17 protein-coding genes are annotated in these 15,322 nt (G+C 66.1%); 8 read left to right on the top strand and 9 right to left on the bottom strand.

The features are described from left to right. Positions 1-84: 84 nt before the first annotated feature. Entirely contained in the window at positions 85-993 is a 909-nt protein-coding gene (locus AC3WMA_RS00505; RefSeq protein ID WP_492283463.1) for a LysR substrate-binding domain-containing protein, read from the top strand. A 34-nt stretch (positions 994-1,027) separates the two neighbouring features. On the opposite strand, the gene AC3WMA_RS00500 is transcribed toward AC3WMA_RS00505, so the two are convergent. The 9 genes from AC3WMA_RS00500 to AC3WMA_RS00460 form a co-directional block, all read right to left on the bottom strand. Further along, on the bottom strand, positions 1,028-2,263 hold the full coding sequence (locus tag AC3WMA_RS00500) for a metal-dependent hydrolase family protein (RefSeq protein ID WP_492283462.1): 1,236 nt from the start codon (positions 2,261-2,263) through the stop codon (positions 1,028-1,030). 40 nt (positions 2,264-2,303) lie between these two features. Beyond that, on the bottom strand, positions 2,304-2,792 hold the full coding sequence (locus tag AC3WMA_RS00495) for a GAF domain-containing protein (RefSeq protein ID WP_492283461.1): 489 nt from the start codon (positions 2,790-2,792) through the stop codon (positions 2,304-2,306). A 15-nt stretch (positions 2,793-2,807) separates the two neighbouring features. Further along, the gene (locus AC3WMA_RS00490) at positions 2,808-3,719 is read right to left on the bottom strand and encodes a branched-chain amino acid ABC transporter permease (protein ID WP_492283460.1); all 912 of its coding nucleotides are present in this window, start codon (positions 3,717-3,719) and stop codon (positions 2,808-2,810) included. Further along, on the bottom strand, positions 3,719-4,582 hold the full coding sequence (locus AC3WMA_RS00485) for a branched-chain amino acid ABC transporter permease (protein WP_492283459.1): 864 nt from the start codon (positions 4,580-4,582) through the stop codon (positions 3,719-3,721). The genes AC3WMA_RS00490 and AC3WMA_RS00485 overlap by 1 nt, the downstream gene beginning before the upstream one ends. Then, positions 4,579-5,784: an ABC transporter substrate-binding protein gene (locus tag AC3WMA_RS00480; RefSeq protein ID WP_492283458.1), complete on the bottom strand. Its 1,206-nt coding sequence runs from the start codon at positions 5,782-5,784 to the stop codon at positions 4,579-4,581. Before AC3WMA_RS00480 ends, AC3WMA_RS00485 begins: the two co-directional genes overlap by 4 nt. 44 nt (positions 5,785-5,828) lie before the next feature. After that, a complete protein-coding gene (locus tag AC3WMA_RS00475; RefSeq protein WP_492283457.1) occupies positions 5,829-6,551 on the bottom strand; it encodes an ABC transporter ATP-binding protein in 723 nt (240 codons plus the stop codon). Further along, positions 6,548-7,312: an ABC transporter ATP-binding protein gene (locus tag AC3WMA_RS00470; protein ID WP_492283456.1), complete on the bottom strand. Its 765-nt coding sequence runs from the start codon at positions 7,310-7,312 to the stop codon at positions 6,548-6,550. The genes AC3WMA_RS00475 and AC3WMA_RS00470 overlap by 4 nt, the downstream gene beginning before the upstream one ends. Then, entirely contained in the window at positions 7,309-7,962 is a 654-nt protein-coding gene (locus AC3WMA_RS00465) for a TetR/AcrR family transcriptional regulator (RefSeq protein WP_492283455.1), read from the bottom strand. Before AC3WMA_RS00465 ends, AC3WMA_RS00470 begins: the two co-directional genes overlap by 4 nt. Before the next feature lie 131 nt (positions 7,963-8,093). Then, positions 8,094-8,786 carry a YcbK family protein gene (locus AC3WMA_RS00460; RefSeq protein WP_492283454.1) on the bottom strand — a complete coding sequence of 231 codons (693 nt, stop codon included), beginning with the start codon at positions 8,784-8,786 and terminating at the stop codon, positions 8,094-8,096. A 341-nt stretch (positions 8,787-9,127) separates the two neighbouring features. Here AC3WMA_RS00460 and AC3WMA_RS00455 point away from each other — a divergent pair, with 341 nt between their 5' ends. The 7 genes from AC3WMA_RS00455 (at position 9,128) to nuoF (ending at position 15,319) form a co-directional block, all read left to right on the top strand. Then, the gene (locus AC3WMA_RS00455; protein WP_374678812.1) at positions 9,128-9,508 is read left to right on the top strand and encodes an NADH-quinone oxidoreductase subunit A; all 381 of its coding nucleotides are present in this window, start codon (positions 9,128-9,130) and stop codon (positions 9,506-9,508) included. 65 nt (positions 9,509-9,573) lie between these two features. Next, a complete protein-coding gene (locus tag AC3WMA_RS00450; protein ID WP_173046135.1) occupies positions 9,574-10,158 on the top strand; it encodes a NuoB/complex I 20 kDa subunit family protein in 585 nt (194 codons plus the stop codon). A gap of 41 nt (positions 10,159-10,199) precedes the next feature. Further along, positions 10,200-10,805: an NADH-quinone oxidoreductase subunit C gene (locus tag AC3WMA_RS00445; protein WP_492283453.1), complete on the top strand. Its 606-nt coding sequence runs from the start codon at positions 10,200-10,202 to the stop codon at positions 10,803-10,805. A 3-nt stretch (positions 10,806-10,808) separates the two neighbouring features. Beyond that, positions 10,809-11,246, top strand: a complete 438-nt coding sequence (locus AC3WMA_RS00440) for a GFA family protein (RefSeq protein WP_492283452.1) — start codon at positions 10,809-10,811, stop codon at positions 11,244-11,246. 2 nt (positions 11,247-11,248) lie between these two features. Beyond that, positions 11,249-12,439 carry an NADH-quinone oxidoreductase subunit D gene (locus AC3WMA_RS00435; protein ID WP_199092713.1) on the top strand — a complete coding sequence of 397 codons (1,191 nt, stop codon included), beginning with the start codon at positions 11,249-11,251 and terminating at the stop codon, positions 12,437-12,439. 328 nt (positions 12,440-12,767) lie between these two features. Then, a complete protein-coding gene (gene nuoE, locus AC3WMA_RS00430) occupies positions 12,768-14,003 on the top strand; it encodes an NADH-quinone oxidoreductase subunit NuoE (protein WP_492283451.1) in 1,236 nt (411 codons plus the stop codon). Positions 14,004-14,014: 11 nt separating this feature from the next. Continuing rightward, positions 14,015-15,319 carry an NADH-quinone oxidoreductase subunit NuoF gene (gene nuoF, locus AC3WMA_RS00425; RefSeq protein WP_492283450.1) on the top strand — a complete coding sequence of 435 codons (1,305 nt, stop codon included), beginning with the start codon at positions 14,015-14,017 and terminating at the stop codon, positions 15,317-15,319. Positions 15,320-15,322: the final 3 nt, after the last annotated feature.

The following is a 15,322-nucleotide window of genomic DNA, read 5'->3' as shown; positions in this document are numbered from 1 at the left end:
TGGTCCCGTTTTCGCGGCTTACGTCAAAAACGAAATGAGATAAAAGGTATAAATCTGAGTTATATCTTTTGAGCGAAACAGAGCTTGGACACGCGGCATCTGGAAGCCTTTCGCGCCGTCATCGAGACCGGCTCGATGAGCGCTGCTGCAACCCTGCTGGCGAAGTCGCAGCCGGCGATCAGCAACCTGATCACGCGGCTGGAGGACGAGCTTGGCGTCTCACTGTTCGAGCGGAAGAAGGGCAGGCTGCAGGTCACGCCCGAGGCGATGCTGTTCTACGAGGAGGCGCGGCGCACGCTCGGCGTGCTCGAACGCACCCGGCAGGTCGCGCGCGACCTCAAGGGGCTGCGCTCAGGAACGCTCTCGCTGGCAAGCCAGCCCGGCCTCGCCACCTATGCCTTGCCGCCGATCATCGCCCGTCTCTTGACGCGCTGGCCGGACGGCACGGTGCGCTTCATCACCCGCTCATCGCCGACCGTGCGCGATCTCGGCCGGATCGAGGCCTTCGATATCGGCTTCGCCGAGCATCCGATCGAGAGCCCGGCCTCGATCATCGAGACGATCGAGGTGCCTTGCGTCTGCATGCTGCCGGCCGATCATCCGCTGGCGGCCGAGCCGGTCATCACGCCGGTCCATCTCGATGATGCGCCCTTCATCTCGCTCTATGCCGACCATTTCCTGCATGAGGCGATCGAGCGCGCCTTCGCCGAGCAATCGGCGCGGCTGCGCATGGCGGTGCATGTCGAGTTCTTCGGCACGGCCTGCGCCTTGGTGATGGAGGGCGTCGGCGTGACCATCGTCGACGTCGTCACCAGCCTGCATTTCCGGAAGGTCGGGCTGGTCGCGCGGCCCTTCGCGCCGCGCCTGTCCTATCGGTATGCGATGTTCCAGCCGGCGCCGCGGCCGCTCTCGCGCATCGCCCGCGAATTCGTCGAGGCCTTCCGCGAGCACAATGCGGCGCTGATCCGCGAGCACAGCCCCTACGAGGATTGAAGCCGGCGAGGATATCCCCGCCGGCTTCCGATGATCAGTTCAGGCTGGCGCGCTTCATGAAGGCGCCGCCCTTCATGATCAGCGGGATATGCCGGCCCTGGCGGGTCAACAGCGAGAGGTCCTTCAGCGGGTCGCCATCGACGACGATCAGGTCGGCATGGGCGCCGGCCGAGACCGTGCCGATCAGGCCTTCCATCTTCAGGAGCCTGGCCGCGACATGGGTCGCCGAGGCGATGACCTCATGCGCCGGCAGCGCGCGGCCGCGGATTACGAACTCCTCCGACTGATACTTGTGCATCTCGCCGAGCAGGTCGCTGCCATAGGCCATGGTCAGGCCGGCCTTCTTCATGATCGCGAGCGATTCCATGCCGGCCGAGCGCACGACATCGACCTTGGCGACCGAATCCGGCGGGAAGCCGAGCTTCGGCCCGTCAGAGACCAGCTTGTCATAGGTCACCAGCGTCGGCACGGCGACGGCGCCCTTCGAAGCGGCGAGCTTTGCCGTCTCGGCCTTGATCAGGTTGCAATGCTCCAGCGAATGCACGCCGGCCTCGACGCAGCGGCGGATGGCATCGTCCGTGTAGACATGGGCCGAGACATAGGTGCCGGCCATCCGGGCTTCCTCGACCACGGCCTCCAGCTCGCTCACCGAGAAGCCGAGGAAATGGATCGGGTCGGTCGGTGAGGCGCAGCCGCCATTGGCCATGATCTTGATGAAGTCGGCGCCGCCCTTGAGCTCCTCGCGCGCGGCACGGCGCACATTGTCGACGCCGTCGCAGATGCGGCCGAGCGCGCCAAGGCGATGGCGCTCGATCACGCTCGGGCGGTCGTCATAGCGGCCGCGGAAATCGGCATGGCCGCCGGTCTGGCTCAGCGCCTTGCCGGAGATGACGAGGCGCGGCGTCGGGAAATCGCCTTCCTCCGTCGCCTGCTTCAGGCCGAAATCGGCGCCGCCGACATCGCGCACCGTGGTGAAGCCGCGCATCAGCATCGCCCGCATGATGCCGAAGGAGCGGGCGGTGACCAGCGAATCCGGCAGGCGGGCATTCGCGCCGAGATCGGCGACACCGGCGACGACATGGACATGGGCGTCGATCAGGCCGGGCATCAGCGTCTTGCCCTTGAGGTCGATGACCTTGGCCTTGGCCGAGGTCACGGCCTTGCCGACTTCGCGGATGGTGCCGCCCTCGACGAGGACGCTGACGGGCGCGCCCGCTTCCGGCGCCGAGCCGTCGACGATGCGGGCATTGGTGAAGAGGGTGGAAGCCACTTGCATGTTCCTTCGGTCAGGATGCGTCGGGTAAACGGGATCAGGCGGCTTTGTTGGCAGCGCGCGCGGCGAGGAAGGCCGGCACCAGCAGCGGCGCGAGCCGCTCGACCGGCGCGACATGCTCCTCGCGATAGTGATGCTCGGGCGCGAGCAGGTTGATCGTGCCGACCACCTTGCCGTCATAGATCGCGGGGATGTTGATGACGGAGCCGAGCCCCATGCTCTCGATCAATTCATGATCGAAGAAGGCCCATCGGATGCCGGCCTTGTCCTTGCCGAGATAGGGCTGGCGGCCGTCGAGCACATGCTTGCCCCAGGGCGTCGGGCCCATCGTCTTGCGGCCGGAGACCGGGTACTCGTCCGGCCGGTTGGAATAGATGCGCGCGACCTCCTGCCCGTCGACATAGAGCAGCGTGAATAATTCATGGCCGACGAGGCGGTGGGTGATCTCCTCGAAAGCCTTGAACACCGTGTCGGGCTGGCCGGGCTCCTTGATGAGGGCGGAGAGGGTGGAGAGATCGTCGGACATGGGCAGGCCTTCGGGTTAGGCGGTGGTCGGAGGGACAGGCGCCTTTGGGATGCGCTCGGGCAGGATGCCTTGCGGCTTGAGATGCAGGACGAGGATGAGGGCTATGCCGATCAGCATCTCGCGCGTGGCGGCGAGCTGGACCGGCTGCAGGCCCGGCACCCATTCGGTGACGAAGCGCGTCGCCTCCAGGAAGATCACGACGAGATAGGCGCCGAGCACGGCCCCGCTCGGGCGCCCGACCCCGCCGGCCGTGACCGCGAGGAAGATGTAGATCGTGATCAGTGGCTGGAAATGGTCGGGCGAGACATAGGACTGGAAATGGGCGTAGAGCGCGCCCGCCAGCGCCGCGATCGCGGCCGAGAGCGCGAAGGCCTGGAGCTTGAAGCGCAGCACCGGCTTGCCGGCGAAAGACGCGAGCTGCTGGTCCTCGCGGATCGCCTTGAGCGCCCTTCCATAGGGCGAGGCGTCGAGCCGGCGCAGTAGCGCCCAGACGATGACCAGCACCAGCGTCGCGAGGCCGAGATAGAAATACGCGAAGTTCTGCGTGCCGAGCTCGGCCTTGAGCGGCGCCTTGATGCCGGAGATGCCGTCCGAGCCGTTGGTCAGCCAGCGCTCGTTCAGCGCCACGAGGCGGATGACTTCGGCGAAGCCGAGCGTGACGATGGCGAGATAGTCGTCGCGCAGGCGCAGTGTCGCGAAGGTGACGACGAGCCCGACCGCGGCACCGACGACGAGTGCGGCGCCCCAGCCGATCAGGACCGGCGCGCCGGCACCTGTCGCCAGCGCCGAGGCATAGGCACCGACCGCGAAGAAGCCGGCGAGGCCGAGATTGACGAGGCCGGCGCTGCCCCAGATCAGGTTCAGGCTGAGTGCGAGCAAGCCGTAGATCGCGCAGAGCGTCAGGGTGAAGATCAGATAGGACAGCATCAGGCGGCCCTTTCCCCGAGAAGGCCGCGCGGCCGGAAGGTGAGCATCAGCAGGATCGCGACGAAGCCGACGCCGGTTCGATAGGTCGCGGGCACGACGAGCAGTGCCAGCTCCTCGGCGATCCCCAGCATCAGTGCACCGGCAACCGCGCCGGGGATCGAGCCGAGCCCGCCGAGCACGGCGGCGGCGAAGACCGAGAGCAGCACGCGATAGCCGGTGAGCGGATCGATCGAGGTGTCGAGGCCGATCAACACCCCCCCGACGCCGGTCAGCCCGGCACCCAAAAACAGCGTGACGATCGCGATCTTGGCGGGGTCGATGCCCTTGAGCCGGGCGAGGTCGGGATTGTCGGCGACGGCGCGCATCGCCTTGCCGAAGCGGGTATAGCGCAGGAACAGGAACATCGCCGCCATGATCGCGACGGCGAGCAGCAGGCTCTGGAGCTGCTGCGGGCCGATACGCAGGTCGCCGAAGCGCATGTCGCGCGCGATCGGCAGGTCGTAGCCGCGCATCTCGTTGCCGAAGATGAAGCGGACGATGTTCTCCAGCACGAGGTTGAGCGCGATCGAGGCGATGGCCACGATCAGCGCGCCGTTATTGCGCAGGCGCTTCAGCGAGGTCTCTTCCGCGACCACGCCGACGATCCCCGTCACCGCGAAGGCGACGAGGAGCGCGGCCGGCACCGGCAACCCCATCGCGACATTCGCCCACCAGGCCGCGAAGGCGCCGATGGTCGCGTATGCCGCGATGGCGAAGTTCGGATATCGCAGCACCGCGAAGATGGCGGAGAAGCCGATGGCCGGGACGGCGATCAGCGTCCCGCTCATCACCCCGTTGACGAGCGCCTGCAACAACTGGCTCACGCGATCTTCACCAGCGTCAGCTTGCCGCCCTGGACCTGCTCGTAGCGGAACTGGCAATCGGCGATGTCGCCGGTCTCGGTGAAGTCGCAGGGGCCGCTGGCGCCGTCATAGTCGACCGGCTGCTTGGCGGCGATCGCCTTGAGCCCGTCGATGGCGTTGTCGACCTTGGCGCCGCCCTGCGCCTGGCTGACCTTGCGGACCGCATCCTTGATCGCGGTGCCCGAGGTGTCGCCGGCGATGGCGATCGCCATCAGGATCAGGTTGATCTGGTCGTAGACCTGAGTGGTGTAGGGATCGGGCGAGGCGACGCCGATCATCTTGACCAGCCTTGCATAGGCCTTCGAGCCTTCGGCCGGCGAGGGCGCGATGGTGAAGGTCTTGTCGACCACCTCGGCCGGCACGCTCTCGACCAGCTTCTGGTTGACCGCATAACCGAAGGCGACCTTCAGGCCGCCGTAGCCGGCGCGATAGGCGTCCTTGAGCATGACGGCGGTATCGGGCGTGTAGCCGCCGAAGATGATCGCGTCGGGCTTGAAGCGCAGCACCTCGTCGATCTCGCTGCGATAGGCCGGCTTCTTGTCGTCATAGATAAGCGAACCGGTCTCGCCGCCTGCCTTCTTCACGGCCTCGGTGATGTTGTCGAACTGGCTCTTGGCGAAGGGCGTCTGCGGGGAGAGGAAGAAGACGCGCTTAGCCTTCTCGGCGACGCAGAACTCGCCGAACTTGCGGCCCTGCAGCGTCGTGTTCGGCTGAGTGCGGATCAGGTAGCCCTGATGCGGCAGCTGCGTGATCGAATCGGCGCCGGAGACGGTCGCGAGGAAGGTCTGCGATTCCCAGCACAGCGGCGCCACGGCCGTGGTAACCGCCGACGACCATGTGCCGAGGATGGCCGAGACCTTGTCGACATCGATCAGCTTGCGGGCGGCGCGCACGCCGGCTTCCGGGTTGGTCTGGTCGTCTTCCGAGATCAGCTCGACCTTGCGGCCGAGCACGCCGCCGGCGGCATTGACCTCGTCGATCACAGCCTTCACCGCCTTGACCATGACAGGGCCATAGGGGCCGCCGGCGCCGGTGAGCGGCGTCAGCGTACCGATTCTTATCGGAGCGCCCTGGGCGAGCGCGCGGCCGGGCAGGGCGGAGAGGCCGGCAAGCGCGGCGGCGCCTGCCAGAAGCGTGCGGCGGTCGGTCGTGAACTCGGTCATGCTGTTCCCCTATTGTCTTGTTGGTTTGCTGTCTTGTCGTCGTCCTAGCCGCCGAGGAAGAGGCGGCGGATTTCGGGGTCGGTGGCGAGCGCAGGCCCCGCCCCCTCGCGGCTGTTGCGGCCGGAAACCAGCACATAGCCGCGCGTCGAGATCTGCAGCGCTTCAAGCGCGTGCTGCTCGACCATCAGGATCGGCAGGCCGCCCTTGTTGAGCGCGACGATGGCGTCGAACAACTCGTCGGCGGCCTTGGGCGAGAGCCCGGCCGTCGGCTCGTCGAGCAGGAGCAGGGCAGGGGCGTTCATCAGCCCCATGGCCATGGCGAGGATTTGGCGCTGGCCGCCCGATAGCGTGCGCGCCAGCGCCTTGCGCTTCTCGGCCAGCATCGGGTAGCGCGCATACATTTGCTCAGCTCGCTCTCCGACCTTGCCCGGCTCCTGAAAGCCGCTGATCTCGAGATTCTCGGCGACCGTCATCGCGCCGAAGACATTGCGCTCCTGCGGCACGAAGCCGATGCCGGCTTTGGCCCGGCCGAGCGCGCTCTCGCGGGTGACGTCGCCGCCCTTGAGCCGGATCGTGCCGTCGCGCGCCTGGACGAGGCCCGCGATGGTTTTGAGCAATGTCGACTTGCCGGCGCCGTTGGGGCCAATGATCGAGACGATCTCGCCGGGCGCGACCCTGAGCGAGGTGCCCTTCAGGATCTGCTCGGCCGCGCCATAGCCGGCGACGACGCCGTCGACGGCGAGCAATTCGCCCTGTGCCGCGCTCAATGACGCCTCCCGAGATAGGCTTCCTGCACGCGGGTGTCAGTGGCGACCTCGTCGAACGTGCCTTGGGTCAGCGTCTTGCCCTCGGCCATGACGATGACGGGCGCGCAGAGCTTCCTGATCAGCCCCATGTCGTGCTCGATCAGGCAGATCGTCAGCCCGTCGCGGTTGAGCGCGACGAGGTGTTCGGCGATCTGCTCGGTCAGGCTTGGATTGACGCCCGCCATCGGCTCGTCGAGCAGCAGCAGCTTCGGCTCGGCCATCAGCGCGCGGCCGATCTCGACCAGCTTCTTCTGGCCGCCGGAGAGGGCGGTGACGGGATTGTCGAGCACATGGTCGAGCTTCAACCTTCGGGCGATGCCGAAGGCGCGCTCGGACAATTCCGCCTCGCGCCGTTTGGCCCCGCCCGTGCCGATCAATCCGGCCAGCAGGCCCTCGCCCGGTTGGTCGGCGCCGTAGAGCATCAGGTGCTGGAAGACGCTGAGCTTGGGAAAGCCGCGCGCAAGCTGGAAGGAGCGCACCAGCCCCGCCGCGACGAGCTTCTCGGGCGGCATCCCGGCCGTCTCGGTCGCGCCGAGCCTGACGGAACCGGCTTGCGGTCGGTAGAGCCCGGAGACCGCATTGAACAGGGTCGATTTGCCGGCGCCGTTCGGGCCGATCAGGCCGGTGAAGGAGCCCTGCGGCACCGCGAAATCGACGCCGCGCAGCACCTGCACGCCGTAGAAGCCGAGCTTCAGCCCTTGGATGGTCAGTGCAGCCGTCATGCCGTCGCCGTCTTGCGCGCGCCGGGCACGGCGGCTGGTTTCATCGGGAAATGCTGGCGCACCTGCTGCTTCCAGAAGCGCTGCATCCCTTCGTAATAGGCGGGGTCGTTGGGGCGCAGCACGGTCTGGCTGATCATGCCCCGGAACAGGCACATCGTCGCGTTCATCACCGTGCGGGTATGGTCGGGATCAGTGCAGGCGCGGGCCGCAAGCGCGGTCCAGATCGCGTCGAGCCCGGCATGGAATTCCTTGACCAGCGGGATCAGGTCAGCGCGGAAAGCCGGGTTATGGCGGGCTTCCGGCAGATATTCCATGGTCACGTAGAACAGTCGGTCGTCCATCATCCGCCAGATGTAGTCGACGATCTCGTCGCTGGAGCCGCCACGTTCGACGAAATCCTCGGCGAAGCGGTGCAGGTCGCGGGTCGACTTGCCGAGCAGGTCGGCGACCGAGGCGGTGATGATGGCCTCGCGGCTGGCGAAATGATGGGTCAGCGCACCGCGGGACACGCCGGCCATGCGCGCGATTTCCGGGGTCGTGGTTCGGGCCAGCCCCTGGTCGTGCAGCAGGTCGATGGTCGCGTTCATCAGCCGCGCGGATGTCTCCGCGCTGCGCTCCTTCTGCGATCGCCGCTTGCCGGTACCGCTCATCCCGACCTCGCTCCCCTTGACGATGGGGAAACGGTGCGACTCAATTTACAAACAGTCAAGCCTGTTTTTTGATGACCAAGGAAAGAGCAGGCTGCTGCGGGCGGCGCTGGCAAAGCCCGCGCGGCTCACGGTCACCAGGGTCGGCGCGGCCCGGTATCGATATGGATCAGGCCGTTCCAGTAGACATGGTTGCCGCCAACCTCGGGCAGGGCGCGCACCCATTCCAGCACCAGGCGCGGCCTGACGCCGGGGACGCGGAAATCCATCGCCTGGCAGCCCTTGTGATAGGAGCCGCGTCGGGCACGCCAAGGCGGCCGCCAGGTCGAGGTCACCTTCACCGCCCCGTATTTGTCGGAGATCTTGCCGAGAATCTGTTTCAGCTCCTGCGGCAGGCAGGCGATCGAGGTGCCGGGGTCCGTCGAGATGCCCGGCCGCTCCGGCTTCTCGTTCGGATCGAAATCGGGCTCGGCGCCGGCCTTCTGGCCGGGCGTCAGCTTCGGCCATTCAACGCCCTCGTCGTCATCCGGCTCGCCAGGTTGGGGCGGAGTGGCCTCGGCGGCCGGGGTTTCCGGAGCCGGGGTCGCAGCAGGCGTCGCCTGCGAGGAGGCCGGCACCGGCGTATCCGGAGCAGAGGCGCGCGGCGTCGGCGGCGGCACCACGATCGGCGGCAGCTTGGGCGTGCCTTCCAGGTCGAGGTCGAACGGGCGCTGCGGCGGCAGCGGCGCGCGCATCGGCTCGCCCTCCTGGGCGCAGATCGCGGTCGTCGAGAGCAGCAGGGCGAGCGCCGGCATGGCCAGCACGCGCGGGAGGCGGGCCGGGCTCATTGCGCGGCCGGGCGCCCACACAAGAATGGCTGGCGAGCGGGGCGGGGATCACGAAACATCGAAGGCCTTTCGGGATAAAGCGCTCGCGCAGCCGGCAACGATTCGGCACGGTGAACGGATTGCTGCCGCTGCCGCATGCCGAAAGCACGCGGTTTTGTCGATTTTTCGCCGATGCATGGCAGGGCTGCGGCGAGACGTGGCCGGATTTTGCCGCAATCTGCGCTGGGTTCAACCCGGATGCGGCGATTGTGCGGCGCGGCGGAGTCTTGCTTCATTCTAATCGAGGGTCTAAGCGACTGGGACAGCGAGCCGCGCCACGGCCGCCTGAAATGAGTTCGACCATGCAAGCTGCCACGGTGCCTTCCATCCTGAGCGACTACCTGCCGCTGGTGCTGTTCATCGGCGTCTCGGCGGTGATCGGCCTGGCCCTGCTGATCGCGCCCTTCGCGATCGCCTATTCCAAGCCGGATGCGGAAAAGCTCTCGGCTTACGAGTGCGGCTTCAACGCCTTCGACGATGCCCGCATGAAGTTCGACGTCCGCTTCTATCTGGTCGCGATTCTCTTCATCATCTTCGATCTCGAGGTCGCGTTCCTGTTTCCCTGGGCCGTCGCCTTCGGCGGGCTCGGCTGGTATGGTTTCTGGTCGATGATGGTCTTTCTCGGCGTGCTCACCGTGGGTTTCATCTACGAGTGGCGCAAGGGCGCGCTGGAGTGGGACTGACTGTCGGGTTGCGAGGCGGCGTTTCGCATTCGATCCGGCAGGCAAAGGTTCACGAGGAATAGGTCATGGCAGTCACAGCGATCGATCGTGGTGATCCGCTCGTCGCGCAGGCGCCGAGGGGTTTGCTCGGTCCCGACGGCAAGCCGTTGGGGGCGCGTGACCCGTTTTTCGTCGAGATCAACAATGAGCTCGCCGACAAGGGCTTCCTCGTCACCGCGACCGACGACCTGATCAACTGGGCCCGCACGGGCTCGCTGATGTGGATGACCTTCGGTCTTGCGTGCTGCGCCGTCGAGATGATGCAACTCTCGATGCCGCGCTACGATGTCGAGCGCTTCGGTTTCGCGCCGCGCGCCTCACCGCGCCAGTCTGACGTGATGATCGTCGCGGGCACGCTGACCAACAAGATGGCCCCGGCTTTGCGCAAGGTCTACGACCAGATGCCGGAGCCGCGCTACGTCATCTCGATGGGCTCCTGCGCCAATGGCGGCGGCTACTACCACTACAGCTACTCGGTGGTGCGCGGCTGCGACCGCATCGTCCCGATCGACATCTATGTCCCGGGCTGCCCGCCGACGGCCGAGGCGCTGCTTTACGGCGTCCTGCTGCTGCAGAAGAAGATCCGCCGCACCGGCACGATCGAGCGCTGAGCGCTCCGTCGGTCGATGCTGCAGGCGATGAAGGTGAGACGATGAGCGAAGCGCTCGTACAACTCGGCGAAGAGATCAAGGCCGCGCTGCCCGGCGCGGTGACGGAGGCCGTCGTCGCCTTCGAGGAGCTCACGATCCATGCCGAGGCGGCTTCGATCGTCACGGTTCTGCGCACGCTCTACAGTGATCCGCGCTTCCGCTTCGTGAACTTCACCGACCTCGCCGGTGCCGACTATCCCGGCCGCGAGAAGCGCTTCGACGTCGTCTATCATATGCTGGCGCCGCACCATAACCGCCGCATCCGCGTGAAGGTGCAGACCGACGAGGCGACACCCGTCCCCTCCGTGATCGAGGTCTTCCCGGCGGCGAACTGGTTCGAGCGCGAGGCCTACGACTTCTACGGCATCCTGTTCTCCGGCCACCCGGACCTGCGCCGCATCCTCACCGACTACGGCTTCGAGGGTTATCCGCTGCGCAAGGACTTCCCGCTGACCGGCTTCGTCGAGGTCCGCTACGACGACGAGCAGAAGCGCGTCGTCTACGAGCCGGTGAAGCTCAACCAGGAATTCCGCAACTTCGATTTCCTCTCGCCCTGGGAAGGCACGGATTACGTGCTGCCGGGCGACGAGAAGGCGAAGGGAGCCTGATCGATGGCGGTGGGCCTCCAAACCCAGTCCGGCGGCTGTCTCTGCGGCGCGGTGCGCTTCACCGCCATGCCAGAGAAGGCCGAGATGGATGTCTGCCATTGCGGCATGTGCCGGAAATGGAGCGGCGGCGTCTTCATGGCGGTGCCCTGCACCGATGTGTCGGTTGCGGATGAGCAGGCGCTCGGCGTCTACCCGTCCTCCGACTGGGCCGAGCGGGTCTTCTGCAAGACCTGCGGCACGAGCCTGTTCTGGCGCCTGCGCGAAGGCGGTGACGGCCATGTCGCGGTGGCCTTCCAGAGCCTCGACGATCAATCGTCCTTCACCTTCGCCGAAGAGATCTTCATCGACGAGAAGCCTGCCCTCTACGCCTTTGCGGGCGAGCGGCGCCGCAAGACCGGCGCGCAGGTGATCGCCGAATTCGCCGAAAAACAGGCGGACTGAGCATGACCGAGCACAATATCCGCAACTTCTCGATCAATTTCGGGCCGCAGCACCCGGCGGCGCACGGCGTGTTGCGCCTGGTGCTGGAGCTCGATGGCGAGATCGTCGAGCGTGTCGATCCGCATATCGGCCTGCTGCACCGCGGCACCGAAAAGCTGATCGAGGCCAAGACCTATCTCCAGGCCGTGCCCTATTTCGACCGGCTCGACTATGTCGCGCCTATGAACCAGGAGCATGCCTATGCGCTCGCGGTCGAGCGCCTCGTCGGCGTGACCGTGCCGCGCCGCGGCCAGCTCATCCGCGTGCTCTATTCCGAGATCGGCCGCATCCTCTCGCATCTGCTGAACGTCACCACGCAGGCGATGGACGTCGGCGCGCTGACGCCTCCGCTCTGGGGTTTCGAGGAGCGCGAGAAGCTGATGATCTTCTATGAGCGGGCCTGCGGCGCGCGCATGCACGCGGCCTATGTGCGTCCCGGCGGCGTGCACCAGGACATTCCGGTCTCGCTGATCCACGACATCGCCGAATGGTGTGATCCGTTCCTCAAGGTCTGCGACGACCTCGAAGGCCTGCTCAGCGACAACCGCATCTTCAAGCAGCGCAACGTCGATATCGGCGTGGTCGATCTCGAAACCTGCTGGAAATGGGGCTTCTCGGGCGTGATGGTGCGCGGCTCAGGCGCGCCGTGGGACCTGCGCAAGTCGCAGCCCTACGAGTGCTACGAGGAGATGGAATTCGACATCCCCGTCGGCAAGAACGGCGACTGCTTCGACCGCTACCACATCCGCATGGAAGAGATGCGCCAGTCGGTGCGCATCATGAAGCAGTGCTGCGACAAGCTGCTGGCGCCTGATGGCGGCGGTCCGGTCTCCTCGCTCGACGGCAAGATGGTGCCGCCCAAGCGCGGCGAGATGAAGCGCTCGATGGAAGCGCTGATCCACCATTTCAAGCTCTATACCGAGGGCTACAAGGTGCCGGCCGGTGAGGTCTATGCAGCGGTCGAGGCGCCGAAGGGCGAGTTCGGCGTCTATCTGGTCTCCGACGGCACCAACAAGCCCTATCGCTGCAAGATCAAGGCCCCGGGCTTCGCCCATCTCCAGGCTATGGATTTCATGTGCCGCAAGCACATGCTCGCCGACGTCTCCGCGATCCTCGGCTCCCTCGACATCGTGTTCGGGGAGGTCGATCGGTGAGGCAAGGACTTGCCCGACGCATATGGCCGAAATCGGCATTGGATTGGATGGATGTCAGTCCATATCGCTATTTTGCGGGCCAGTTCGTCGGCTCTAGCGTGTTATTTTTCTTGGCTATGAGTGTTTTTCTTCCAGTCGCGATGTGGGGCGAAGATTTGCTTCAAGGCAAATCGTCGTCTGTTTCGAACTTTTATGGAGGTGTCGTTCGATCGGCTTTTAGCTACGCGCCCCTTTATGGTGTTGCAGTGGCTTTATGGACGACTTTTTCGAAGTTCATGGCCGCTTCTCGCGGCCGCGCTGATCAATAGATGACACTTAGGGTAATCTGATGTCCGTCCGTCGTCTCGCCCCTGATCCGGTCCAGCCCTCCTCCTTCGCCTTCACCGCGGCGAACGAGAACTGGATCGACCAGCAGATCGCCAAGTATCCGGAAGGCCGCCAGGCGTCCGCCGTCATCCCGCTTCTGTGGAAGGCGCAGGAGCAGGAGGGCTGGGTCTCGCGCGCCGTGATCGAGACCGTCGCCAAGCGTCTCGGCATGGCGCCGATGCGGGTGCTGGAGGTCGCGACCTTCTACACCATGTTCAACCTGCAGCCGGTCGGCGAGTATTTCGTCCAGCTCTGCGGCACGACGCCCTGCGCGCTCCGCGGCGCGGAAGCGCTGAAGAAGGTTTGCGAGGACGTGATCGGGCCGCAATCGACCGTGACCGCCGACGGCAAGCTCTCCTGGCTCGAAGTCGAATGCCTCGGCGCCTGCTGCAACGCGCCGATGGCACAGATCAATGTCGACTATTACGAGGATCTGACGCCGGCGAATTTCCGCCAGCTCCTCGACGATCTCCGCAACGGCCGCGCCACCAAGCCCGGCCCGCAGAACGGCCGCACCGGCTCGGAGCCGGAAGGCGGCCCGCAGACGCTGACCGACAAGGCCCTCTATGACGGCTCGATGATCGGCGCCGGCGATTGGCAGAAGCGCATCGCCGAGCAGCGCAAGGCCGCGACTGAGGCCGCCGCCGCCAAGGCCGCCGCCGAGGCGGAAGCCAAGAAGGCAGCCGAAGCCGAAGCCAGGAAGGCCGAGGCGACCCCGGCCGCCGTCGCCGAGAAGCCCGCCACCGAGACGGCCGCAGCCGGCCGTCCGCAGCCCTCGGCCCCGGCTCAGCCGTCCAATGCGGCCAAGGATACTCCGGCCGCCAATGGCAAGGTCGAGAAGAAGGACGTCGCCGAGGCTGCCAAGCCTGCCGCTCCTTCTGCGGGGAAGGCCGAGCCGGCGCCGGCTGCTGCTGCCGAGAGCAAGCCCGAACTGCTCAGCGCTGCGCGCGGCGGCAAGGGCGACGATCTCGAACTGATCTGGGGCGTCGGGCCGAAGCTCGGCAAGATGCTCAACGAGATGGGGGTCTGGCATTACGACCAGATCGCCAAATGGACACCGGCGGAGCTCGCCTGGGTCGATGCGCGGCTGACCGGCTTCAAGGGCCGGGCGCTGCGTGACGACTGGATTGCTCAGTCGAAGAAGCTTGCGACGGGCTGGCGCCCGGAGTCGAAGCTTGGCGACAAGCCGGCAGAGTGAGGCACTAGGACATGCTCGCAGATCGCGATCGCATCTTCACCAATCTCTACGGCCTGCATGACCGTACCCTGAAGGGTGCGATCCAGCGCGGTGCCTGGGATGGCACCAAGTTCATCCTGGAGCAGGGCCGGGACTGGATCATCGACGAGATGAAGAAGTCCGGCCTGCGCGGCCGTGGCGGCGCCGGCTTCCCAACCGGGCTGAAATGGTCGTTCATGCCCAAGCAGAGCGACGGGCGCCCGCATTATCTTGTCGTCAATGCCGACGAGTCGGAGCCGGGTACCTGCAAGGATCGCGAGATCATGCGCAACGACCCGCATACGCTGGTCGAGGGCTGCCTGATCGCCTCCTTCGCGATGGGCGCGCATGCGGCCTATATCTATATCCGCGGCGAATATGTCCGGGAGCGCGAGGCGCTGCAGCGCGCCGTTGACGAGGCCTATGCGGCCAAGTTGATCGGCAAGGACAACGTCCACGGCTATCCCTTTGATCTTTATGTGCATCACGGCGCCGGCGCCTATATCTGCGGCGAAGAGACGGCGCTGCTGGAGAGCCTCGAGGGCAAGAAGGGCATGCCGCGGCTGAAGCCGCCATTCCCGGCCAATATGGGCCTCTATGGCTGCCCGACCACGGTGAACAACGTCGAGTCGATCGCGGTCGCCCCGACCATCCTGCGCCGCGGCGCGGCCTGGTTCTCCTCGCTCGGCACGCCGAACAATGTCGGCACCAAGCTCTTCTGCGTCTCGGGCCATGTGAACAAGCCCTGCAACGTCGAAGAGGCGATGGGCATTCCGTTCCGTGAATTGATCGACAAGCATTGCGGCGGCATCCGCGGCGGCTGGGACAATCTCAAGGCGGTCATCCCCGGCGGCTCCTCGGTGCGCATGGTCCCGGCCGAGCAGATCATCGACACGCCGATGGATTTCGATTCGCTCTCGAAGCTGCGTTCTGGCCTCGGCACGGCGGCGGTGATTGTGATGGACAAGTCGACCGACATCGTCCGCGCCATTGCCCGCATCAGCCATTTCTACAAGCACGAGAGCTGCGGCCAGTGCACGCCCTGCCGCGAGGGCACGGGCTGGATGTGGCGCGTCATGGAGCGCATGGCTGAGGGCCGCGCCCAGAAGCGCGAGATCGACATGCTGCTCGACGTCACCAAGCAGATCGAAGGCCACACCATCTGCGCGCTCGGCGACGCCGCTGCCTGGCCGATCCAGGGCCTGATCGCGCATTTCCGTCACGAGATCGAGCAGCGCATCGACGACTATGCCGCCAACCCGCACAGCGAGCCTGTGCGCCTGATGGCGGCGGAGTGAGAC

Source organism: Allobosea sp. FW305-C-101 (assembly GCF_058783685.1).
This window is presented reverse-complemented; position numbering and strand designations above follow the sequence as displayed.